This is a genomic window from Stenotrophomonas sp. (assembly GCF_035634915.1).
Classification (GTDB): Bacteria; Pseudomonadota; Gammaproteobacteria; order Xanthomonadales; family Xanthomonadaceae; genus Stenotrophomonas.
Map to the genome: position 1 here is coordinate 25,388 of NZ_DASQCB010000024.1, position 20,796 is coordinate 46,183.

At 68.9% G+C, this 20,796-nt stretch carries 16 protein-coding genes and 2 riboswitches; of the genes, 7 read left to right on the top strand and 9 right to left on the bottom strand.

Annotation, left to right across the window (positions count from 1 at the left end; translation table 11 throughout):
- Positions 1–70 precede the first annotated feature (70 nt).
- The 4 genes from sppA to VER16_RS18660 form a co-directional block, all read right to left on the bottom strand.
- On the bottom strand, positions 71–1,993 hold the full coding sequence (gene sppA, locus VER16_RS18645) for a signal peptide peptidase SppA (protein ID WP_324810677.1): 1,923 nt from the start codon (positions 1,991–1,993) through the stop codon (positions 71–73).
- 115 nt (positions 1,994–2,108) lie between these two features.
- Positions 2,109–3,473, bottom strand: a complete 1,365-nt coding sequence (locus VER16_RS18650) for an MATE family efflux transporter (protein WP_324810679.1) — start codon at positions 3,471–3,473, stop codon at positions 2,109–2,111.
- A gap of 181 nt (positions 3,474–3,654) precedes the next feature.
- Positions 3,655–4,230 carry a DUF3106 domain-containing protein gene (locus tag VER16_RS18655; RefSeq protein WP_324810681.1) on the bottom strand — a complete coding sequence of 192 codons (576 nt, stop codon included), beginning with the start codon at positions 4,228–4,230 and terminating at the stop codon, positions 3,655–3,657.
- Positions 4,223–5,221 carry a hypothetical protein gene (locus tag VER16_RS18660; protein WP_324810683.1) on the bottom strand — a complete coding sequence of 333 codons (999 nt, stop codon included), beginning with the start codon at positions 5,219–5,221 and terminating at the stop codon, positions 4,223–4,225. Before VER16_RS18660 ends, VER16_RS18655 begins: the two co-directional genes overlap by 8 nt.
- Before the next feature lie 414 nt (positions 5,222–5,635).
- Here VER16_RS18660 and VER16_RS18665 point away from each other — a divergent pair, with 414 nt between their 5' ends.
- Entirely contained in the window at positions 5,636–7,813 is a 2,178-nt protein-coding gene (locus VER16_RS18665; protein WP_324810895.1) for a primosomal protein N', read from the top strand.
- Positions 7,814–7,849: 36 nt separating this feature from the next.
- Here the strand turns inward: VER16_RS18665 and VER16_RS18670 are convergent, their stop codons facing one another.
- On the bottom strand, positions 7,850–8,470 hold the full coding sequence (locus VER16_RS18670; RefSeq protein ID WP_324810685.1) for a glutathione S-transferase: 621 nt from the start codon (positions 8,468–8,470) through the stop codon (positions 7,850–7,852).
- Positions 8,471–8,549: 79 nt separating this feature from the next.
- Here VER16_RS18670 and VER16_RS18675 point away from each other — a divergent pair, with 79 nt between their 5' ends.
- Positions 8,550–8,741, top strand: coding sequence for a hypothetical protein (locus VER16_RS18675; protein ID WP_324810687.1), 192 nt, complete (start codon positions 8,550–8,552; stop codon positions 8,739–8,741).
- Between the two features lie 34 nt (positions 8,742–8,775).
- Here VER16_RS18675 and VER16_RS18680 read toward each other — a convergent pair whose 3' ends face one another.
- Positions 8,776–9,552: an NYN domain-containing protein gene (locus VER16_RS18680; protein ID WP_324810689.1), complete on the bottom strand. Its 777-nt coding sequence runs from the start codon at positions 9,550–9,552 to the stop codon at positions 8,776–8,778.
- Positions 9,553–9,660: 108 nt separating this feature from the next.
- On the opposite strand from VER16_RS18680, the gene VER16_RS18685 reads away from it, so the two are divergent.
- A complete protein-coding gene (locus VER16_RS18685) occupies positions 9,661–10,938 on the top strand; it encodes an NAD(P)/FAD-dependent oxidoreductase (protein WP_324810691.1) in 1,278 nt (425 codons plus the stop codon).
- A 91-nt stretch (positions 10,939–11,029) separates the two neighbouring features.
- Here VER16_RS18685 and VER16_RS18690 read toward each other — a convergent pair whose 3' ends face one another.
- From VER16_RS18690 to VER16_RS18700, 3 genes are all read right to left on the bottom strand, one after another.
- Complete coding sequence (locus tag VER16_RS18690) at positions 11,030–11,485, bottom strand: hypothetical protein (RefSeq protein WP_324810897.1); 456 nt, start codon at positions 11,483–11,485, stop codon at positions 11,030–11,032.
- 5 nt (positions 11,486–11,490) lie between these two features.
- A complete protein-coding gene (locus VER16_RS18695) occupies positions 11,491–11,922 on the bottom strand; it encodes a nuclear transport factor 2 family protein (RefSeq protein ID WP_324810693.1) in 432 nt (143 codons plus the stop codon).
- Between the two features lie 72 nt (positions 11,923–11,994).
- Positions 11,995–12,270, bottom strand: coding sequence for a GIY-YIG nuclease family protein (locus VER16_RS18700; protein WP_324810695.1), 276 nt, complete (start codon positions 12,268–12,270; stop codon positions 11,995–11,997).
- Between the two features lie 40 nt (positions 12,271–12,310).
- A riboswitch (glycine riboswitch) is annotated at positions 12,311–12,400 on the top strand.
- 13 nt (positions 12,401–12,413) lie between these two features.
- Positions 12,414–12,519, top strand: a riboswitch (glycine riboswitch).
- A gap of 82 nt (positions 12,520–12,601) precedes the next feature.
- Here VER16_RS18700 and VER16_RS18705 point away from each other — a divergent pair.
- The 4 genes from VER16_RS18705 to VER16_RS18720 all read left to right on the top strand — a co-directional run bounded on the left by VER16_RS18705 (position 12,602) and on the right by VER16_RS18720 (position 20,767).
- Positions 12,602–13,219 (top strand): trimeric intracellular cation channel family protein, encoded by a 618-nt coding sequence (locus VER16_RS18705; protein WP_079223669.1) that lies wholly within the window; start codon positions 12,602–12,604, stop codon positions 13,217–13,219.
- A gap of 230 nt (positions 13,220–13,449) precedes the next feature.
- Complete coding sequence (locus VER16_RS18710) at positions 13,450–14,637, top strand: MdtA/MuxA family multidrug efflux RND transporter periplasmic adaptor subunit (protein ID WP_324810698.1); 1,188 nt, start codon at positions 13,450–13,452, stop codon at positions 14,635–14,637.
- Positions 14,634–17,711: a multidrug efflux RND transporter permease subunit gene (locus VER16_RS18715; RefSeq protein WP_324810700.1), complete on the top strand. Its 3,078-nt coding sequence runs from the start codon at positions 14,634–14,636 to the stop codon at positions 17,709–17,711. The genes VER16_RS18710 and VER16_RS18715 overlap by 4 nt, the downstream gene beginning before the upstream one ends.
- Complete coding sequence (locus VER16_RS18720) at positions 17,708–20,767, top strand: efflux RND transporter permease subunit (protein WP_324810702.1); 3,060 nt, start codon at positions 17,708–17,710, stop codon at positions 20,765–20,767. Before VER16_RS18715 ends, VER16_RS18720 begins: the two co-directional genes overlap by 4 nt.
- The last annotated feature ends 29 nt before the right edge of the window (positions 20,768–20,796 follow it).

Genomic DNA, 20,796 nt, shown 5'->3' on the forward strand with positions numbered 1-20,796 from the left:
AGGGATCCGACCCCGCACAAACAAAAACGCCCGGCCAAAGCCGGGCGTTTTCATTACCAGCAAATGCCGGTCAGAAACCGCAGAAGCAGTACGCCAGTGCCTTCACCGGCGCACCGTTGCCCTTCTCGCGCGCGGCGTTCTCGACGAAGCGCAGCTGGGTATCCACTTCCGGCATCGTGCGCGCCAGCATCATCCGCGCCACGCCCGAATCGGCCAGCATCCAGGCACCGGCATGGCTGCCGGCGAAACCACTGATGAACTGCGCGAACGGGGTAGCGGGCTTCTCGATGTAGCGCACGCGGTACTTCTCGTCATTGCCCAGCTTGGCACGGCTGGCGGCGTCGGCCACGGCGTCCTTCATGCCGCCGAACGCGTCGACCAGGCCGCGCTCCTTGGCCTGCGCACCGCTCCAGACGCGGCCACGGGCCACTTCGTCGATGGCCTCGACCGGCTTCTTGCGGGCCTCGGCCACGCGGCCGGTGAAGTCGGCATAGCCCTTGTTGATCACCGACTGGATGACCTGGCCCACGGCCGGATCCATCGGGCGGGTGACGTCGAAGGCACCGGCGAAGCGGGTCGTGCCCACGCCATCGGTATGCACGCCGAACTTGTCCAGCGCGCGGCTGAAGTTGGGGATCATGCCGAAGATGCCGATCGAACCGGTGATGGTCGACGGATCGGCATAGATGCGATCGGCGTTCATGCTGATCCAGTAACCACCGGATGCGGCAAGGTCGCCCATCGACACCACCACCGGCTTCCCGGCGGCCTGCAGGGCCACCACTTCGCGGCGGATCTGCTCGGAGGCGAACACTTCACCGCCCGGCGAATCCACGCGCAGGACCACGGCCTTGACCTGCTCGTCGTCGCGCGCGGCGCGCAGCAGGGCCGAGGTCGACTCGCCACCGATGCGGCCGGCAGGCAGGTCGCCGCCGCTGATCTCGCCGGAGGCCACCACCACGGCTACCTGCGGACGGTTGTCCACCGGGTTGCGGCGCGCGTCGAGCTGGCTCATGTAGGACGCGAAATCGATGCTGCGGAAGCCGCCGTCAGCATCTTCGTCGGCCACGCCGCGCTCGATCATCAGATCCTCGAATTCCTCGCGGGTCTTCAGCGCGGTCACCAGCTTCTGCTGCAGGGCGAACTTGGCCAGGTCACCACCGGCGGCGGCCACGCCTTCGGGCAGAGTGTCGATACCGGCAGCCAGCTGCGCCGGATCCAGGCGGCGCGCCTTGGCGATGTCACCCAGGTAGCGCTGCCACACGTCGTTCATCCAGAACAGGTCGGCTTCCTTGGACGCCGGCGAGGCCGCGTCCAGTACGTACGGTTCGGCGGCGGACTTGTACTCGCCCACCTTGAACAGGTGCACGTCCACTCCCAGCTTGTCCTGCAGGCCGGTGCGGAAGTACTGGCGGTAACGGCCCAGGCCTTCCAGCACCACCGACCCCATCGGGTCCAGGTAGACCTCGTCGGCCTGCGCGGCCAGCAGGTACTGCGACTGGCCCATGCTCTGGCTGAACGCCACGATCTGCTTGCCCGAGGCGCGCAGATCCTGCAGCGCACCGGCCACTTCACGCAGCGAAGCGAAACCGGACGGCTGCAGCTTGTCCAGTTCCAGCACCACGCGTTCGATCTTCTTGTCGGTCTTGGCCGACTCGATCACGCGCAGCAGGTCACGCAGCTGCACTTCCTCGGCACCGTTGTCACCCACGGCCTTGGCCAGCGCGCGGCTGACCGGGTCGGCGCTGTACTGTTCGACCAGCCGGCCTTCCGGCGCGATCACCAGGGTGGTGCGGTCCTGCATCGATTTGCTGGCGCCGGCGCTCATGCCCGCAGCGACGATGAACATCACCACCACGAACAGCAGCAGGCCGAAGAACACCAGGTTGAGGATCAGCCTGCGGGTGAAATTCATCACGTCCCACAGCCCGATGAAGAAACCGGCGATGGGATTGCGATGCGCCGGGGGCAGCGGGGGCACGGGTTGGTTCATGGAGCGCTCCGGATGGCTTCTTGCCGTGGTAACAGCATAGCCGGTGCCGCGTGAGGTGGCATCGGACACAAGTCAGGGGATCGCCCGCCACGGTCTGTGGCGACGGGCGCAACGATCATTCCAGGACCGACTGGCCGATGCGCTGGCTGCTGCGACGCAGGCGCCAGCCCATCAGGATGGCGGCAGCGGTGAGGCCGACGATCAGGCCGATCCACATGCCCTGCGGCCCCATGCCCAGGCCCAGGCCGAGCCCGGCACCGAGCGGCATGCCCAGGCCCCAGTAGGCGAACATGGCGATGAACATCGGCACGCGGGTGTCCTTCAGCCCGCGCAGCGCGCCGGCAGAGAGCACCTGGATGCCATCGGGGAACTGGAAGGTGGCCGCGTACAGCAGCAGGGTCGAGGCCAGCCCGGCCACGGCCAGGTCGTTGGTGTAGACGCCGACGATGGCGTCGTGGCCGAACAGCAGCACCGCCGCGGACAACGTCTGCGTGCCCATGATGATCGCGTAGCCGGCCCACGCCGCGCGGCGCACGCCGAAGCCATCGCCACGGCCGACCGCATGGCCCACGCGCACGGTGGTGGCCTCGGCCACGCCCATCGGGATCATGAAGCACAGCTGCGCCACGTTGATCGCGATCTGGTGCGCGGCCGCTTCGTTGGCACCGAGGCGGCCGATCAGCAGCGCGGTGACGATGAACAGGCCGCCTTCCATCAGCACGGTGATGCCGATCGGCAGGCCGGTGCGCAGCAGGTCCCAGATCGCCGCCGGGCGCGGGCCTTCGAAGTGCGAAAACAGCTGCAGGTGGGCGAAGCGCTTGGTGAACCACAGGTAGGTGGCGAAGGCGATGGCCTGCAGCCACATCATCACCGCCGAGGCGATGCCCAGGCCTTCGGCGCCCATTTCCGGGAAGCCGAGCTTGCCGTTGGCCAGCACGTAGCCCATCGGCGCCAGCACCAGCAGGCCACCGAAGCCGAGCAGCATGGTCGGCAGCGTCCAGTGCATGCCCTCGCTGAGGTAGCGCATGCAGAAGTACAGGGTCAGCGCCGGGCCACCCCAGCGCACCGCGTGCAGGAAGGCCGTGGCCCCCGGCACGATGTCCGGGGCGATGCCGAAGGCCGGCAGCAGCGGCGGCACCACGGTGAGGAAGGTGAACATGATCAGGCCCAGGCCCAGCGCCAGCCACAGCGCCTGGCGGAACAGCGGGCCGATCTCGCGCTCGCGGCCGGCGCCGTGCAGCTGCGACACCGAGGCGGTGAGGGAGATGAGCGTGCCGATCGGAATCAGCATCGGCAGCCACAAGAGGGCCGTACCGATGGTGACCGCAGCCAGGGTGGCCGTGGCGTGGTGGCCGGCAATGACGTTGTCGACGAAAGAGATCAGACCGGTGGATACATGGCCCAGCACCAACGGCAGGGCGAGCAGACCGGTCGCGCCGACTTCCTTGCGGAAGCGCGGCGTGGAGGTTGCAGTAGACATGGAAGTACGGAACGCCAACTACGGTTGCGCGCGAAGGGCACAGGCACCGGGTTGCGGCCGGCTATTTTACGACCAAACGATCCCGCACCGCTCGCGGGTAGAGTCGACCGTTGGTCGACTGCTCTTCACGTGGATCCCGGCAACACGCCCGTGTTGCGCGATGGTCGACCAACGGTCGACGCTACTGGCCGGCCTGGCGCTTGAGCCAGGCATCGCGTCCGGCGGCCGGCACGGCCAGGAAGGCACTGCGCACGGCATCGCGCTCCTGCGGCGGGGTGCGCTGGGCAACCAGTGCCAATTGCGTCAATTGCGCATCACTGAGCTGGCGCAGCACGGCCAGCGCGGCCTCGCGCTGCTCCGGCGGCACCAGGCCGAACAGACCGTGCAGCTTGGGGAACTGCATGCCCAGCTGCGGGCCAAGCCGCCAGCCATCGCGGAACGACTGGTCCTGGGCCTGGAACTGCTCACGCAGGCGTTGCTGCTGCGCGGCCGGCAGCGCAGCGAAGCGGGCGGCGGCCTGGCGGATGCGGTCGCGCTCGCCTTCCGGCAGCGCCTTCCATGCGGCGTAGTCGGCCCGACGCTGGCGCTGCTGCTCCGGGCGGAGCTGGGCAAAGGCGGCCGGCGAGCGGGTATCGGCCACCGGTGCCGGCAGTGCGCCAGGCGCTGGCGGCGGCAGCGGCACTTCCAGCGATGGCGGTGCGGCAGACAGCGACAACGGCAGGGCCAGCACCAGGCCGGCAAACAGGAACTTATTCATCGGCAGCAGCGGTTTCCAGCGCAGCACCGACCGGCTCTGGGCGGGTCGGCTTGGGTTCGGATTCATCCACCGGCAGCGGCCCGCCCGCAGCACTCCACGCGTACAGGTCGGCATCGGCAGCCAGCGGGTAGTCGCTGTCGGCCAGCATGGCGGCATCCTCGGCCGCATGGGCGTCGGCGCCGGCGCTGGGCTGCACGTCCGTGGCCGGCAGCGCTTCGACGGTGACCGGGCCGGTCTCGGCCACCACGCCTTCCGGCAGCGGTGCATTGCTGGCCGGGGCATGGCCCTGCCAGTAGCGCCAGCCCAGTGCGACGGCCAGCAGCACGGCCACCGTCACCAGCAGAATGACCGGGCCACGCCAGCGCGGTGCGCCCTTGCTGGGGCGGCGGCGCTTGGGGACGGTGCGTTCGTCGCGGTCCGGCGCCCGCCAGCTGGCGGTGGGCGCCTGGTTGTTCGCGGCCGGTGCGGACGGCTGCTGCAGCTGCTGCAGGCGCTTGGCCGGCAGATCGCGGATGCGCAGCTGTACCTGCTCGGCCAGGCTGCGCCAGGCGGCCGCGTCGGGCTGGCCGTGGGCGTCGCGCGGGCAGGCGGCGGCCAGCAGCTGCTGGTAGCCGTCCTCATCGATATCCAGCACGCGGGTGGCGATGCCTTCATCCAGGCTGCCCCCCACCCGCAGCAGCAGGGCCAGGCGTGGCAGCGGCGGGATGTCGCCCAAGGCCGCCAGCGACGGCGGCCATTGCCCGGCGGCCGGCTCGCGCAGCGCCTGGCGCTGGCCCAGCAGGGTCCAGAAACGGGTGGGCCACTGCGCCATCGGCAGGTCGCTGGCCACCGCAGAGAACGCGCGCATCACTGCAACCAGGGTCTGCTCGGCGCGGGTGGGATCACCGCATTGCAGCTCGGCAACCACCAGCGCGCGGCGCTCTACGCCACGCAGGAATGCCGACAGTGCGCCGGCCGCGGTCGAGGAAACAGGGGCGGGCACAGCCGTCATCGGTTACTCCAAAGGTCTGCCGGCATGATAGCGGCAGCCCATCGACGGCCGGCAGGCCTTGCGCCCACCGGCACTTCGTGCTGCAGGTTGTGCACAGCATCAAGACGGTGCGGGGCCAAATTGGCCGGAACGAGCGGATTCACCTTGTTTCAGCAATGTTTCACAATCAAGATATTGATTTTGTTGATCTTTTTACTGTGGCTATTTTTTGACCAACCCAAGTGTAAAGCCGTCGCCATCAGCCTCACACGCGCCCGTCGACCGGTAACGCACAACGTTATCCACAGAAGATGTGGATAAGACTGAATCTCTAACAGCCACCGATATTTAGGTGACATTTATGATTGCATGGCCGTCGCTGGCGACGTCATCGCCTCTGCCATCGGCCCCGGCCCCGCCCGTTACACTGCGCCGATGCTTGCCCCCATTCCGACCCTGCAGGTCGCCCTGCCCGTCCCGCTGCCGCGCCTGTTCGACTACCTGCCCCCGGAAGGCCAAGGCCCGGCCGTACCGGTCGGCTGCCGCCTGAAGGTGCCGTTCGGCAACCGTGAGCTGGTGGGTACGGTGGCCGGCCACGGCGAGGTGAATGACGGCCAGGGCCTGCGCCAGGCGTTGGCCTGGTGCGATCCGCAGCCGCTGCTGCAGGGTGAGCTGTGGCAGAGCCTGCAATGGCTGGCCCGCTACACCCATTCCCCGTTGGGCGAGGTGGTGAACACGGCCCTGCCCAGCCCGCTGCGTCACGGCGAGCCCCTGCCAGACACCCATCACTGGGGCTGGCAGCTGACTGCCGCCGGCCAGGCCCAGCGCGAAAAACTGCGTGCCGGCACCCGCCCGCGGCAACTGGCCGAACTGCTGGGCGAGGCCGTGGTCGACGAGGATGTACTGGGTGCGCGCATGGAGGACTGGCGCACCGCCGCACGCAGCCTGGCCAAGCGCGAACTGGCCGAGCGCGTGGCCCTCAGCGTAGCGCCGCAGCATGCACAGCCCCTGCCCGGCCCCACCCTCAACCCGGAACAGGCCGATGCCGTGGCCGCGATCACCGCTGCCGACGGCTTCCACGCCTTCCTGCTGGACGGGGTGACCGGCAGCGGCAAGACCGAGGTCTACCTGCAGGCCATCATCCACTGCCTGGCGCAGGGGAAGCAGGCGCTGGTGCTGGTACCGGAGATCGGCCTGACCCCGCAGACCCTGGCGCGCTTCCGCGGCCGCCTCGGCATCGCGGTACATGCGCTGCATTCGGGGCTGAACGACAACGAGCGTGCGCGCGTCTGGGCCGCCGCCTCGCGCGGCGAAGCGCGGGTCATCGTTGGCACCCGGTCGGCGGTGTTCACCCCGCTGCCGCAGGCCGGCCTGCTGATCGTCGACGAGGAACACGACGGCAGCTACAAGCAGCAGGACGGCATTCGTTACCACGCCCGCGATTTCGCCCTGGTGCGGGCCAAGGCGCTGGGCATCCCGGTGCTGCTCGGCAGCGCCACGCCTTCGCTGGAAACCCTGCACAACGCTTACGCAGGCCGCTATACCCATCTGCGCCTGAAGCAGCGCGCCGGTGATGCACGGCCGCCACGCGTGCGCATCCTGGATGTCCGCAAGCGCCCGCTGCACGATGGTCTCTCCGCCGATGTGCTGGCCGGCATCGGCGAACACCTGCAGCGTGGCCAGCAGGTGCTGGTGTTCAAGAACCGCCGTGGCTACGCACCGGTGCTGCTGTGCCACGACTGCGGCTGGACCGCGCCGTGCCAGCGCTGCGATGCGCCGATGACCGTGCATGGCGGCGGCCGTCGCCTGCAGTGCCACCACTGCGGTGCGCGGCAGCCGGCGCCCCTGGCCTGCCCGGCCTGCGGCAGCCTCGCGTTGCAGCCGCAGGGCATCGGCACCGAGCGCCTGGAAGAGCACCTGGTCAGCGCCTTCGCCGATTACCCGGTAGTGCGCATCGACCGCGGCACCACCTCGCGCCGCGATGCCCTGGAGCAGCAGTTGGCGAAGCTGGGCGACCAGCCCGGCATCCTGGTCGGCACGCAGATCCTGGCCAAGGGCCACGACCTGCCCAAGCTGACCCTGGTGGTGGTGGTGGGCATCGACGAAGGCCTGTTCTCGGCCGATTTCCGCGCCAGCGAGAAGCTGGCCCAGCAGCTGATCCAGGTGGCCGGCCGTGCCGGTCGCGCGCGCGATCCCGGCGAGGTCTGGCTGCAGACCCACCACCCGGGGCACCCGTTGCTGGAAACCCTGGTGAGCGGTGGCTACCACCCGTTCGCGCAGGCCGAATTGAACCAGCGCCAGGCCGCAGGCTTCCCGCCCTTCGCGCACCTGGCGCTGATGCGTGCCGAAGCGCAGCAGCTTGAACATGCCAACGCCTTCCTGCTGGCGGCGCGGCAGCTGCTGGGCGAACAGAACGTGGTGGAAGCCTATGGGCCGATGCCGGCACCGATGCCACGCCGCGCCGGTTACCAGCGCACGCAGCTGCTGCTGTCTGCGCTGCAGCGGCCACCGCTGCACGGCGTACTGGCCCAGCTGGTGCCGCAGCTGTACGCGCTGCCGGAGGCCCGCAAGGTGCGCTGGTCGCTGGATGTGGATCCGACGGATCTGTATTGAGGGTGCTGCCCGACGCTACCGTTGGTGCGCCTGCGCTTACGTCAGCGGCGACATCACGCCGCGCTGGTAGGCCGGGCGCTCGCGCAGGCGGGCGTACCAGTCGGCCAGGTTCGGCAGGTCCGGGCGCTGGATCGGCAGTTCGAACCAGGCATAGACCAGCGAACCCAGCGGAATGTCGCCCATCGCGAACGTCTCGCCCGACAGCCACGGCTGCCTGCCCAGCGTCTCATCGGCCATCTTCAGGTAATCACCGGCGCGCACGATGGCGGCGTTGATGCGTGCTTCGTCGCGGTCGGCCGGCGCGGTGCGCATGATGCCCCAGATCAGTTCGGAGTACAGCGCGGCCATCCGCGAGGTGCTCCAGTCCATCCACTTCTCGGCCTGCGCGCGTTCCATCGCGTCTTCGGCGTACAGCGTGCCCAGCGAATAGCGCGCGCTCAGGTAGCGCACGATGGTGTTCGATTCCCACAGCGGCAGGCCGTGGTCTTCGATCACCGGCACCAGGCTGTTGGGGTTCATCGCCACGTATTCGGCAGACTGCGTGCCGCCATGGCTGCCGCCCACTTCGATGGATTCGTACGGCAGCCCGATTTCCTCGGCGCACCACAGCACCTTGCGGACGTTGCTGGAATTACGGCGGCCCCAGATCTTCAACATTGCGGATTTCCCTGCCTGCAGCGATGCGCCACGGTGGCGCGGAAACGCTACGATACGCCCATCCACAGGGAGAGACGACGTGACCGCATGGGATGCTTTGAACTACGTTCTGCCGGCAGCAGGGCTGGTGATGCTGGTGCTGGGCTACCGCCGTTCCAACCGCAATCTTCTGCTGTGTGCGGGGCTGTTGCTGCTGGCCTTCAACGGCATCGAGGATTTCGCCGGCGGGTTCGCCGACGGCTATGCGCGTTCCGATGCACGGGTGATCTGAGTCGCGGCGTCGATGTGCCGGCCAGCGGCCGACACTACCGGTTCTTTTTCGGCAGCGCGCGCACGTAGGACGATTTGCCGTCCTTCTTCAGCTCGAACAGGCCGATGGCCGCCAGCAGGTCGCTGAGCTTGCCGTAGCCGTAGTTGCGCGGGTCGAACGAGGCCTGGTTGCCGATCTGGCTGCCGACCGGGCCCAGGTGTGACCAGCCATCCTCGCCCTCGGCCGCCGATACCGCACGCCGCAGCATCTTCACCAGGCGCGTGTCGTTGCGTAGTTCCGCGCTGTTCTTGCGTGGGCGCACCTCGTCGCTGGCCACCTGCCCGTTCTGCGTCTGTCCGCTCTCGGCCTCGGCATCGGGCACGCTGGCGTGGGTCTGGCCCAGCGCCTCCAGGTAGGTGAATTTGGAACACGCGTTGACGAATGGCTCGGGCGTTTTCTTTTCGCCAAAGCCATAGACCTTCACGCCATCGGTCAGCAGGCGCATCACCATCGGGGTGAAATCGGCGTCGCTGGAGACGATGGCGAAGCCATCCAGGTTGCGCGCGTACAGCAGGTCCATGGCATCGATGACCATGGCCATGTCCGAGGCGTTCTTGCCCTTGCTGTAGGCGAACTGCTGGATCGGGCGGATGGCGTATTCGTGCAGCACCGCTTCCCAGCCCTTCAGGCGCGGGCTCTTCCAGTTGCCGTAGGCGCGGCGCACGTTGGCCACGCCATAACGGGCGACCTCGGCCAGCACTTCATCGATCTTCGAGGCCGGCGCATTGTCGGCGTCGATCAGCAGGGCGATGCGCTTTTCTGGTTCGCTCATGGTTTCCTCGGTGGGCTGCAGGCTGAGCGGAGTATCACCCATGGCCACTGGCCGCCATGTGACGTGCGATGATGCAGGGCGACATCCATCCCCCTCTGGAGTACGTCGATGAGCCGCCAACCAGTCCCCCACCTGGTCATCATCGGCGGCGGTTTTGCGGGCCTCTGGGCCACCCGGGCCCTGGCCCGCGAGAAGATCAGGATCACCCTGCTCGACCGCCGCAACCACCACCTGTTCCAACCCCTGCTGTACCAGGTCGCCACCGCCGGCCTGTCCGCCCCCGATATCGCCGCGCCGCTGCGCCACATCCTCGGCCACCAGCGCAACGTGGAGGTGCGCCTGGGCGAGGTCGTCGCCATCGACAAGGCCACCCGCCAGGTGCGGCTGGCCGACGGCAGCTCCGTGGGCTACGACAGCCTGCTGCTGGCCACCGGCGCCACCCACGCCTACTTCGGCAACGACCAGTGGGCCGGCGATGCGCCGGGCCTGAAGACCCTGGACGATGCCATCGCCCTGCGCCGCAAGCTGCTGCTGGCGTTCGAGCGCGCCGAGGCTGAACCGGATCCGGCGAAGAAGGCCGCATGGCTCAGCTTCGCGGTGGTCGGCGGTGGCCCTACCGGCGTCGAACTGGCCGGCACCCTGGCCGAGATCGCCCGCCACACCCTGCGCAACGAGTTCCGCCACATCGACCCGGCCAGCGCCAAGGTGCGCCTGGTCGAGGCCGGCCCGCGCGTCCTGTCCTCCTTCCCGGAAGTGCTTTCGCTGAAGGCACGCCGGCAGCTGGAGAAGCTGGGCGTGGAAGTGCTGACCGGCACCCCGGTGAGCGACATCGACAGCCTCGGCTTCAAGCTGGGCGAACAGTTCGTGCCCGCACGCACCGTGGTCTGGGCCGCCGGCGTGGCCGCTTCGCCGCTGGCGCGCACGCTGGACGTACCGCTGGACCGCGCCGGCCGTGTGCAGGTGCAGCCGGACCTGACCCTGCCTGGCCACCCGGAACTGTTCGTGGCCGGCGACCTGGCCGCGCTGAACCAGGCCAACGGCAAGCCGGTGCCCGGCGTTGCACCGGCTGCCAAGCAGATGGGCAAGTACGTGGCCGACGTCATCCGCGCACGCCTGCATGGCAAGCCGGCACCGGGGCCGTTCAAATACGCCGACTACGGCAACCTGGCCACCATCGGCCGCATGGCCGCCATCGTGCACCTGGGCAGGCTGCAGCTGTCGGGTGTGCTGGCCTGGTGGTTCTGGCTGGCCGCGCACGTGTTCTTCCTGATCGGCTTCCGCAACCGCGTGGTGGTGCTGCTGAACTGGGCGGTGGCGTACTGGAGCTACCAGCGCAGCGCGCGCATCATTTTTGGTGATGACCAGGAAGATCGCCGGCCGAGGTAATGGCTCCTCGAAAACATGCACAGTAGATCCACGCCATGCGTGGATGAATGTCTGCGCGGGGCGCATGGAGAGCATCCACGCGTGGCGTGGTCTACTGGTTCACCGGGCCGCCACGGCCCGGCGGGCGCGGCCACACGTGGCAGAAGTCTTCCTTCCTCGCGGTGTCGGCAATCTGCGCGGCATTCCAATGCCGGGTGATCCAGATCGTCAGCGCCGTGCTGCTCAACTGCCAGCGCAGCATGCCGTGCCGCGGCTGCCGCATCAGGTGGCGGCGGGCAACCCAGTAGGCCTCCTGCTCGACCACGGGCACGTTCGCTTTCCCCGCATCCTCGTCGAAGAGCTGCGCAACGACGCTCCAGGGGTTCATCGGCGGGTACGCCACGCGCGGTTCACTGCTGCATGCCGCTACGCCACTGGGCGCACGGTCTGCCGGCTGCGGCCAGCCATCCACCCAGGCCAGCCCGAGCAGGTAGAGCAGGCCGGGCAGCAGCGCGATGCCGGCCACCAGCACGATGATTGATATCCACGCTTTGCCGGCAGCCCGCATCGCGCTCACTTCGCCTTCGGCTTCGGATACCACAGCGCATTGACGATGACCCAGCGCTGGTCGAAACGGCCCATGTGGAAGTAGTCGACAAACCACGGCGTTTCCAGCCGCACCGAGGCGGCATTGCCGATCACGTCCAGCACCGTGCAGCGGCGGTCCCATTGCGCCTTCGGCGTCTTCAACGCCCCCTGCCTGGTCAGTGCCACCAGTTCTTCCTTCGACATGCGGCGCAGGCCCAGCCGCTCGTCGGGCGTGTCGCCCAGCACTGCACGCTTGGCCAGGTCCGGGTGCAGGGACCGCGCGACGCGCTGCGGGTCGGCCTCCAGCTGGCCATCGACGTAGTCATGGCAGGTGGCCTCGATGGCCGCAAGGGTGGCCGGGTCGGCGACCGGGCTCGTCGCACCGGCAACAGCGAACAGCAGGGCAAGCGTGGACATCCGGGTCTCCAGCTCTGGGGCGCGCGGCGATCATGGCATGGCCGCAGGGCGTCATCCACGCATGGCGTGGATCTACAGGACGGCCTCGACCGGGGCCTGCAGCCAGGCCAGCTTGCGTTCGCGCGGCTGCTGCTTGAGCTGCCATTCGGCGCGGGAGGCGGCCGAGCGGTCCGGGTACTCGCGCACGGCCAGGATGCGCAGCGGCGGCCGGGCCCGGGTGTAGCGGGCGCCCTTGCCCGCCTGGTGGGCGGCGAAACGGGCCGCCACGTCGGTGCTGATGCCGGCGTAATAGCTGCCGTCCCGGCATTCGAGCAGGTACAGGAACCACGGGGCGGACGGACGGACCATGGGGGGATTATGGCGTGCTGCACTGCAGCGGATATACTGGCGCCCGAATGCAGGAGAGAGGCGCCGCGCTGGCGCCCGCCGAAGGCGCAGGCTCCCATGATCGCTCAGGCCGGTGGGCTGGAATCCCACCAACCATGCATTCGACTCGCCGAGCTGGAGAGAGGTCACCGGGCACGCCCGGCACGATCCGCCGAAGGGGCACGCGGTTCATCCCGCTGAACTCTCAGGCAAAAGGACAGCGGGAGCGGCACCGGTCATCGTCATCCCGTCATTGCACGCGCAGTGGCGGTATACGCGCATGGCCGGCCCCACCGCGCCCGGAGCCTGTCCCATGCTGCTGTCCATCATCTATCTCGTTGCCATTTCCGCCGAAGCCATGACCGGCGCGCTGTCCGCCGGCCGCCGCCGCATGGACCTGTTCGGCGTGGTCATGATCGCCTGCGTCACCGCCCTCGGCGGCGGTTCGCTGCGCGACATCCTGCTCGGCCACTACCCGCTGGGCTGGGTGAAGCACCCTGAGTACCTGGGCTTCACCGTGTGCGCGGCGCTCATCGCCACCTGGGTGGCGCGCTGGATGCATCATTTCCGCCGCACCTTCCTGGTACTCGATGGCCTGGGCCTGATCGCCTTCACCCTGATCGGCTGCTCGATCGCGCGCGAGGCCGGCCATGCCATGCCCATCGTGCTGATCGCCGGCATGCTGACCGGTGCCTTCGGCGGCGTGCTGCGCGACATCCTCTGCAACGAGGTGCCGCTGATCTTCCAGAAGGAGCTGTACGCGATCATCTCGCTGCTGACCGGCGCGGTGTATCTGTTGCTGCTGCGCTGGGGCGTGGCCGATGCCACGGCGATCCTGTGCTGCCTGGGCGGCGGCTTCGCGCTGCGCCTGCTGGCGATCCATTACCGCTGGGAAATGCCCAAGTTCGTGTACCACGACGAAGTGCATTGATCGCGTCCGCCGGGCATGGCCCGGCGCTACCGATGGTCGGGCATGACCTTGGTCATGCGGCATTCGCCGGGCTGATTGGCTACCATTGACGCCCCGTCGCCCGCGCGACGGCATCCAGCCACGCCGCGCTCGCGGCCCCGCCAGACAACTCCCCTCCCCCGTTGCCCGCTGCGCATGATGCGCGACCGGGCGTACATGTCCCTGCGCGTGCGCAGGGCGCAGGATGCCCCATGTCCGCTGTTGAGCCGTCCCGTAGCACCCCGCCCCGTTCCCGCCGCGGGTGGGCGATTCCTGCCGTCGTCATCGTCGCCGGCCTGGTGGCCTGGTGGGCGTGGCCGCGCGCCGAGGCAACCGCGGACGCCGGCCCGGGCAAGACCGTGCCGGTGCGCGTGGCCCGCGCCAGTGCCGAACCGCTGCAGCTGCGCCTGAAGGCCGTCGGCACGGTGACCCCGCTGCACAGCGTGGTGGTGCGCAGCCGCGTCGATGGCGAGCTGCTGCGCCTGCACTTCCAGGAAGGCCAGCAGGTGAAGGCCGGCGACCTGCTCGCGCAGATCGACCCGCGCCCATATGAAGTGAAGCTGGCGCAGGCGCAGGGCACCCAGCAGCAGAACCTGGCCGAACTCGAGAACGCCGAGCGCCAGCTGCAGCGCTACCGCGAACTGCAGAAGCAGAACTACGTGTCCGGGCAGGAACTGAGCGACCAGCAGAGCAAGGTGCGGCAGCTGCAGGGCCGCCGCATCAGCGACCAGGCCTCGGTGGACGAAGCGCGCCTGCAGCTGCAGTACACCCGCATCACCGCGCCGGTCAGCGGCCGCGTCGGCCTGCGCCGCCTCGATGTCGGCAACCTGGTGCACGCCAGCGATACCGAAGGCCTGGTAACGCTGGCGCAGACCGCGCCGATCAGCGTGCTGTTCACCGTGCCCGAACCGGAACTGCCGGCCCTGCTGGATGCCGTGCAGGCCCAGGCCGGCCTGCCCGTGGAAGCCTGGGACCGTGGCGAAAGCAAGGCGCTGGCGCAGGGCACGCTGTCCAGCGTCGACAACCGCATCGACACCGCCACCGGCACGCTGAAACTGCGCGCGCAGTTCGACAATGCGGGCCTGGCGCTGTTCCCCAACCAGTTCGTCAACGTGCGCCTGCAGCTGGGCGAACACCCGGCGCTGCTGATTCCCGATGCCGCCGTGCAGTTCGGCAGCCAGGGCAACTACGTGCACATCGTCGACAAGGACAACAAGGCGCAGCGCCGCAGCGTGGTGCTGGGCCCGGCCGATGAGGGCCGCGTGGCCGTGCGCTCCGGGCTGCAGGCCGGCGACCAGGTGGTGATCGAAGGCATCGACGGCCTGGAAGATGGCACCGCGGTGGAGATCGTGGCCGAACAGCCCGCTGCTGCAGCGAAGGCGGCCAAGGCCGGCGCATGAACCTGTCGCGCCCGTTCATCCTGCGCCCGGTCGCAACGACCCTGCTGATGGTGGCGCTGCTGCTGTCGGGCGTGCTGGCTTACCGCCTGCTGCCGGTGGCGGCGCTGCCGCAGGTCGATTACCCGATCATCCAGATCACCACGCTGTACCCCGGCGCCAGCCCCGAGCTGACCACGCGCACCATCACCGCGCCACTGGAACGCCAGCTCGGACAGATTCCCGGCCTGAAGCAGCTGTCGTCCACCAGTTCCGGCGGTGCCTCGGTCATCACCCTGCAGTTCGGCCTGGACGTGTCGCTGGGCGTGGCCGAACAGGACGTGCAGGCGGCGATCAACGCCGCCGGCAGCTTCCTGCCCGGCGATCTGCCGGTGCCGCCGGTGTACCGCAAGGTCAACCCGGCTGATACGCCCATTCTCACCCTGGCGGTGACCTCGCAGGCGCTGGCGCTGCCGCAGGTACACGACCTGGTGGACACGCGCATCGCGCAGCGCCTGGCACAGCTGCCGGGCGTGGGTCTGGTCAGTCTGGCCGGTGGCCAGCGCCCCGCCGTGCGCATCCAGGTGAATCCCGCTGCGCTGGCCGCCAACGGCCTGGGCATGGACCACATCCGCACCGCGATCGCTGCGGCCAACGTCAACCTGCCCAAGGGCAGTTTCGACGGCCCGATCCGCGCGGTGATGCTCGATGCCAACGATCAGATGCGCAGCGTCGATGAGTACCGCGCCCTGGTGCTGGCCTGGCGCGAAGGCGCGCCGCTGCGCCTGGGCGACGTGGCCACCATCACCGATGGCGCCGAGAACCGCCAGCTGGCCGCCTGGAGCGGCACCACGCCTGCGGTGCTGGTGAACATCCAGCGCCAGCCCGGTGCGAACGTGATTGCGGTGGTCGAGCAGGTTCGCACGCTGCTGCCGCAGCTGCAGGCCACGCTGCCGGCCGGCGTGCAGATGACCGTGCTGAGCGACCGCACCGAATCGATCCGCGCCTCCGTGCGCGGCGTGCAGAAGGAACTGGTGCTGGCCATCGGCCTGGTGGTGCTGGTCACCTGGGTATTCCTGCGCAACCTCCCGGCCACGCTCATTCCCAGCGTGGCGGTGCCGCTGTCGCTGATCGGCACGTTCGCAGTGATGCTGCTGGCCGGCTATTCGCTCAACAACCTCACGCTGATGGCGCTGACCATCGCCACCGGCTTCGTGGTGGACGATGCCATCGTGATGCTGGAGAACATCGCCCGCCATCTGGAAGAAGGCGAGAGCCCGCGCGAGGCGGCGCTGAAGGGCGCGGCCGAGATCGGCTTCACCCTGGTCTCGCTCACTGTTTCGCTGATCGCGGTGCTGATCCCGCTGCTGTTCATGGCCGACCTGGTGGGCGCGCTGTTCCATGAGTTCGCGGTGACGCTGGCGGTGGCGATCGGTATTTCACTGCTGGTGTCGCTCACGCTGACGCCGATGCTGTGTGCGCGCTTCCTGAAGCCGCATGCGAAGACCGCGCACGCACCCGATGCCTTCGACCGCATCATCGCCGTCTACGACCGCCAGCTGCAGTGGGTGCTGCAGCGCCAGCCGCTGATGCTGCTGGCCACCGTCGCCACGCTGGCGCTGACCGTGGCGCTGTACTTCGCCGTGCCCAAGGGCTTCTTCCCGGTGCAGGATGCCGGCCTGGTGCAGGGCATCAGCGAGGCCCCGCAGGCGATCTCGTTCCAGGCCATGCGCGAGCGCCAGCAGGCGCTGGCGGCGGCCATCGAAGCCGACGAGGCGGTGGCCAGCGTGTCGTCCTACATCGGCGTGGACGGCAACAACGCCACGCTCAACACCGGCCGCCTGCTGATCGAGCTGAAGCCGCATGGCGACCGCGACGGCGCCGCCGTCGTGATGGAACGGCTGCAGCAGCGCGTATCGAAGATTCCCGGCATCACCCTGTACCTGCAGCCGGTGCAGGAGCTGGGCATCGAGGACCGCATCAGCCGCAACCAGTACCAGTTCACCCTGACCACGCCGGAACAGCAGACGCTGGAAACGTGGACGCCGAAGCTGCTGCAGGCGCTGCGCCAGCAGCCGGCGCTGCGCGATGTGGCCAGCGACCTGCAGATGCAGGGCCGGCAGGCGCGGGTGAACATCGACCGCGATGCCGCCGCACGCCTGAATGTCAGCGTGGAAGCCGTGGCCGATGCGCTGTACGACGCCTACGGGCAGCGGCAGATCTCCACCATCTTCACCCAGGCCAGCCAATACCGCGTGGTGCTGGAAGCCGATCCGTCGCGCCAGCTTGGGCCCGATGCCATCAGCGGCCTGCGCGTGCGCAACAGCGATGGTCAGACCGTGCCGCTGGGTGCGGTGGCGCGGGTGGAACTGGGGCCGGCAGCCCTGCTGCGCAACCATGTCGGCCAGTTCCCGGCCGCCACGCTGTCGTTCAACCTTGCACCGGGGGCCTCGCTGGGCGAAGCCACCGCCGCCGTGGAAGCGGCGCGCACGCAGATCGCCCTGCCCGAAAGCATCGAACTGCGCCTGCAGGGTGCGGCAGCGGCGTTCAGCAGTTCGCTGTCGTCCACGCTGTGGCTGATCCTGGCCGCCGTGGTGGTGATGTACATCGTGCTGGGCGTGCTCTACGAGAGCTTCGTGCACCCGATCACCATCCTCTCCACCCTCCCCTCGGCCACGGTGGGTGCGCTGGCCGCGCTGTGGGTCAGCGGGCGCAGCCTGGACCTGATCGCGGTGATCGGCATCGTGCTGCTGATCGGCTTGGTCAAGAAGAACGCGATCATGATGATCGACTTCGCGCTGGACGCGCAGCGCACGCGAGGCATGACCCCGCGCGAGGCGATCCACCAGGCGGCGCTGCTGCGCTTCCGTCCGATCCTGATGACCACGCTGGCCGCGCTGTTCGGCGCGGTGCCGCTGATGCTGGCCAGTGGTTCGGGCGCGGAACTGCGGCAGCCGCTGGGCTGGGTGATGGTCGGTGGCCTGCTGGTCAGCCAGGTGCTGACCCTGTTCACCACGCCGGTGATCTACCTGGCCTTCGACCGCCTGCAGCGCCGGCGCTCGGCCACCCTCGCCACGCCTGAAGAGGCGCGCGCATGAGCCCCATCGCACGCCTGGCCCAGGCCTGCGTGCAGCGACCGGTAGCGACCATCCTGCTGGCGGTGGCGCTGGTGCTGGCCGGCCTGCTGGCGCTGCGCCTGCTGCCGGTGGCACCGCTGCCGCAGGTGGATTACCCGGCCATCGAAGTGAGCGCCAGCCTGCCCGGTGCCTCGCCTGAGTCGATGGCCGCCACCGTGGCCACACCGCTGGAACGCGCCCTCGGCAGCCTGCCCGGCATCTCGCGCATCGATTCGGCCAGCACCCAGGGCCAGACCTCGGTGGAGCTGAAGTTCGTGCTCGGCCGCGATATCGACGAGGCCGCGCGCGAGGTACAGGCGGCGATCAATCTCGCACGTGGGCAGCTGCCCAGCGGCATGCCGGGCATGCCGCAGTACCGCAAGGTGAACCCCTCGCAGGCGCCGATCCTGGCGCTGGCGCTGACCTCGGACACGCTGCCACCGGGCCAGCTGTACGACCTGGCCTCCACCGTGCTGGCACAGAAGCTGTCGCAGGTGCCGGGCGTGGGCGAAGTGCAGGTGGGCGGCAGTGCGCTGCCGGCCGTACGCGTATCGCTGGACCCGAACGCGCTGAACCACGCCGGCCTGGCACTGGAAGATGTGGCCCAGGTGATCAGCCGCGCCAACGCGGTGCGCCCGCTGGGTGCGGTGGGCGACGACCGCCAGCAGTGGCAGCTGGAAGCGCCGCTGCAGCTGCGCCAGGCCGCGCAGTACCGGGCGCTGGCGCTGAAAGTGAGCGACGACCGCACGCTGCGCCTGGGCGATGTGGCGGTGGTGGCCGATGGCGTGGAAGACCGCTACGCCAGCGGCTTCCACAACGAGCGCCCGGCGGTGCTGCTGATCGTCAGCCGCCAGCCCGGCGCGAACATCATCGCCACCGTCGATGCCATCCAGGCGCAGCTGCCGCAGCTGCACGCGCTGCTGCCGTCCAACGTCGACATGCGCCTGGTGATGGACCGCTCGCCGGTCATCCGCGCGACCCTGCACGAAGCCGAACTGACCCTGGTGCTGGCCATCGCCCTGGTGGTGCTGGTGGTGCTCGGCTTCCTCGGCCACTGGCGCGCGGCGCTGGTGCCCAGCGTGGCCATCCCGGTGGTGCTGTTCGGCACGCTGGCGCTGGTGGCGTTGATGGGCTTCTCGCTCAACACGCTTTCGCTGATGGCGCTGATCGTGGCCGCGGTGCTGGTGGTGGACGATGCCATCGTGGTGCTGGAAAACATCGCCCGCCATCGCGAACTCGGTGCCGACCGCTGGCAGGCCGCGGTGCGCGGCGCGGCCGAAGTGGGCGCCACCCTGCTGTCGATGAACGTGGCGCTGGCGGTGGTATTCGTCTCCATCCTGTTCCTGGATGACTTCGTCGAGCGCCTTTTCCGCGAATTCTCGCTGACCCTGGTGGCGGCGATGAGCGTGTCGGTGGTCGTTGCACTGAGCCTGGTGCCGATGCTGTGCGCGCGCCTGTTCGTCGATGACGCGCAGCACGCCTCGCGCTGGCAGCGCGGCAGCAACGCGCTGTTCGAGCGCGTGCGCGCGGCCTACCTGCGCACGCTGCGGGCCAGCCTGCACCGACTGCGCTGGCCGCTGCTGGCCTTCGTGGCGGTCATCGCGCTCAACGCCTGGCTGTTCCAGCAGGTGCCCAAGGGCGTGGTGCCCAAGCAGGACACCGCACAGCTGCGCGGCTTCGCCCGTGGCGACGATGGCCTCTCGTTCCAGGCCATGCAGCCGAAGATCGATGCCTACCGCAAGCTGCTGCTGTCCGACCCGGCCATCGAGGACATCATCGGCTATATCGGCGGCAGCAACGGGGTCAACAACGCCTTCATCATGATCAAGATGAAGCCGCTGGCCGAGCGCAAGGTGTCCAGCCAGGAGGTGATCGATCGCCTGCGCGCGCGCCTGCCCACGCTGCCCGGCGGCAACCTGTACCTGTGGGTCGACCAGGACATCCGCCTGGAAGGCGGCGGCAGCAGCGGCCAGTACGAGTTCCAGCTGCTGTCGGCGGACATGGCGCCGCTGCGCGAGTGGGCCCCGAAAGTCGGCGCAGCGCTGCGCGCCCTGCCCGAGCTGGTGGACGTGGAAGCACAGGGCGAGGCCGGCATGCGCCAGGTGGTGCTGGACATCGACCGCGAGGCCGCCGCGCGCCATGGCGTGGACCTGAAGACCGTGGCCAACATGCTCAACAATTCCTACAGCCAGCGCCAGGTTGCCACCCTGTACGACAGCCTCAACCAGTACCGCGTGGTGATGGAGCTGGACCCGAAGCACACCCAGGACCCGGGCACGCTGGCGCGCCTGCAGGTGATCGATGGAAATGGCCAGCGCATTCCGCTGTCGACCATCGCCAGCTGGCGCTATGGCATGGCACCGGACCGCATCTACCACAGCGAACAGTTCGCCTCGATCTGGATCGAATTCGCACTGGCACCTGGCGTGGGCCTGGAACAGGCCACGCAGGCGATCAACGCCGCGATGGCCAAGCTGATGCTGCCGCGCACGGTGCAGGCCAAGCTGTCCGGTGAAGCCGGCGGCCTGGACAGCCTGCGTTCGCGCCAGCTGTGGCTGGTGCTGGGCGCGACGCTGGCGGTCTACCTGGTGCTGGGCATCCTGTACGAAAGCTTCCTGCAGCCGCTGGTGATCCTGTCCACCCTGCCCTCGGCCGGCATCGGCGCGCTGCTGGCGCTGTGGGTGTTCGGCAACGAACTGAACCTGATCGCGTTGCTGGGGTTGTTCCTGCTGGTGGGCGTGGTGATGAAGAACACCATCCTGCTGGTGGATTTCGCCCTTGCCGGCGAGCGGCGAGGCTTGAGCGCGCAGGAGGCAGTGATGGACGCGGCGCGGCTTCGCCTGCGGCCGATCCTGATGACGTCGCTGGCGGCGCTGCTGGGCACGCTGCCGCTGATGCTGGCCAACGGCGAAGGCTGGGAGCTGCGGCAGCCGCTGGGCATCGCGATTGTGGGCGGGTTGCTGGTCAGCCAGTGGCTGACGCTGTACACGACGCCGGCGATGTACCTGGCGTTGGCGAGGGTGCGCGCGAAGCGGTGAATGCGGGCGGGGCAATCATCCACGCATGG

Coding starts and splice junctions, on each gene's coding strand:
- sppA (WP_324810677.1), bottom strand. CDS start 1,993: ATGAACCAACCCGTGCCCCCGCTGCCCCCGGCGCATCGCAATCCCATC.
- VER16_RS18650 (WP_324810679.1), bottom strand. CDS start 3,473: ATGTCTACTGCAACCTCCACGCCGCGCTTCCGCAAGGAAGTCGGCGCG.
- VER16_RS18655 (WP_324810681.1), bottom strand. CDS start 4,230: ATGAATAAGTTCCTGTTTGCCGGCCTGGTGCTGGCCCTGCCGTTGTCG.
- VER16_RS18660 (WP_324810683.1), bottom strand. CDS start 5,221: ATGACGGCTGTGCCCGCCCCTGTTTCCTCGACCGCGGCCGGCGCACTG.
- VER16_RS18665 (WP_324810895.1), top strand. CDS start 5,636: ATGCTTGCCCCCATTCCGACCCTGCAGGTCGCCCTGCCCGTCCCGCTG.
- VER16_RS18670 (WP_324810685.1), bottom strand. CDS start 8,470: ATGTTGAAGATCTGGGGCCGCCGTAATTCCAGCAACGTCCGCAAGGTG.
- VER16_RS18680 (WP_324810689.1), bottom strand. CDS start 9,552: ATGAGCGAACCAGAAAAGCGCATCGCCCTGCTGATCGACGCCGACAAT.
- VER16_RS18685 (WP_324810691.1), top strand. CDS start 9,661: ATGAGCCGCCAACCAGTCCCCCACCTGGTCATCATCGGCGGCGGTTTT.
- VER16_RS18690 (WP_324810897.1), bottom strand. CDS start 11,485: ATGCGGGCTGCCGGCAAAGCGTGGATATCAATCATCGTGCTGGTGGCC.
- VER16_RS18695 (WP_324810693.1), bottom strand. CDS start 11,922: ATGTCCACGCTTGCCCTGCTGTTCGCTGTTGCCGGTGCGACGAGCCCG.
- VER16_RS18700 (WP_324810695.1), bottom strand. CDS start 12,270: ATGGTCCGTCCGTCCGCCCCGTGGTTCCTGTACCTGCTCGAATGCCGG.
- VER16_RS18705 (WP_079223669.1), top strand. CDS start 12,602: ATGCTGCTGTCCATCATCTATCTCGTTGCCATTTCCGCCGAAGCCATG.
- VER16_RS18710 (WP_324810698.1), top strand. CDS start 13,450: ATGTCCGCTGTTGAGCCGTCCCGTAGCACCCCGCCCCGTTCCCGCCGC.
- VER16_RS18715 (WP_324810700.1), top strand. CDS start 14,634: ATGAACCTGTCGCGCCCGTTCATCCTGCGCCCGGTCGCAACGACCCTG.
- VER16_RS18720 (WP_324810702.1), top strand. CDS start 17,708: ATGAGCCCCATCGCACGCCTGGCCCAGGCCTGCGTGCAGCGACCGGTA.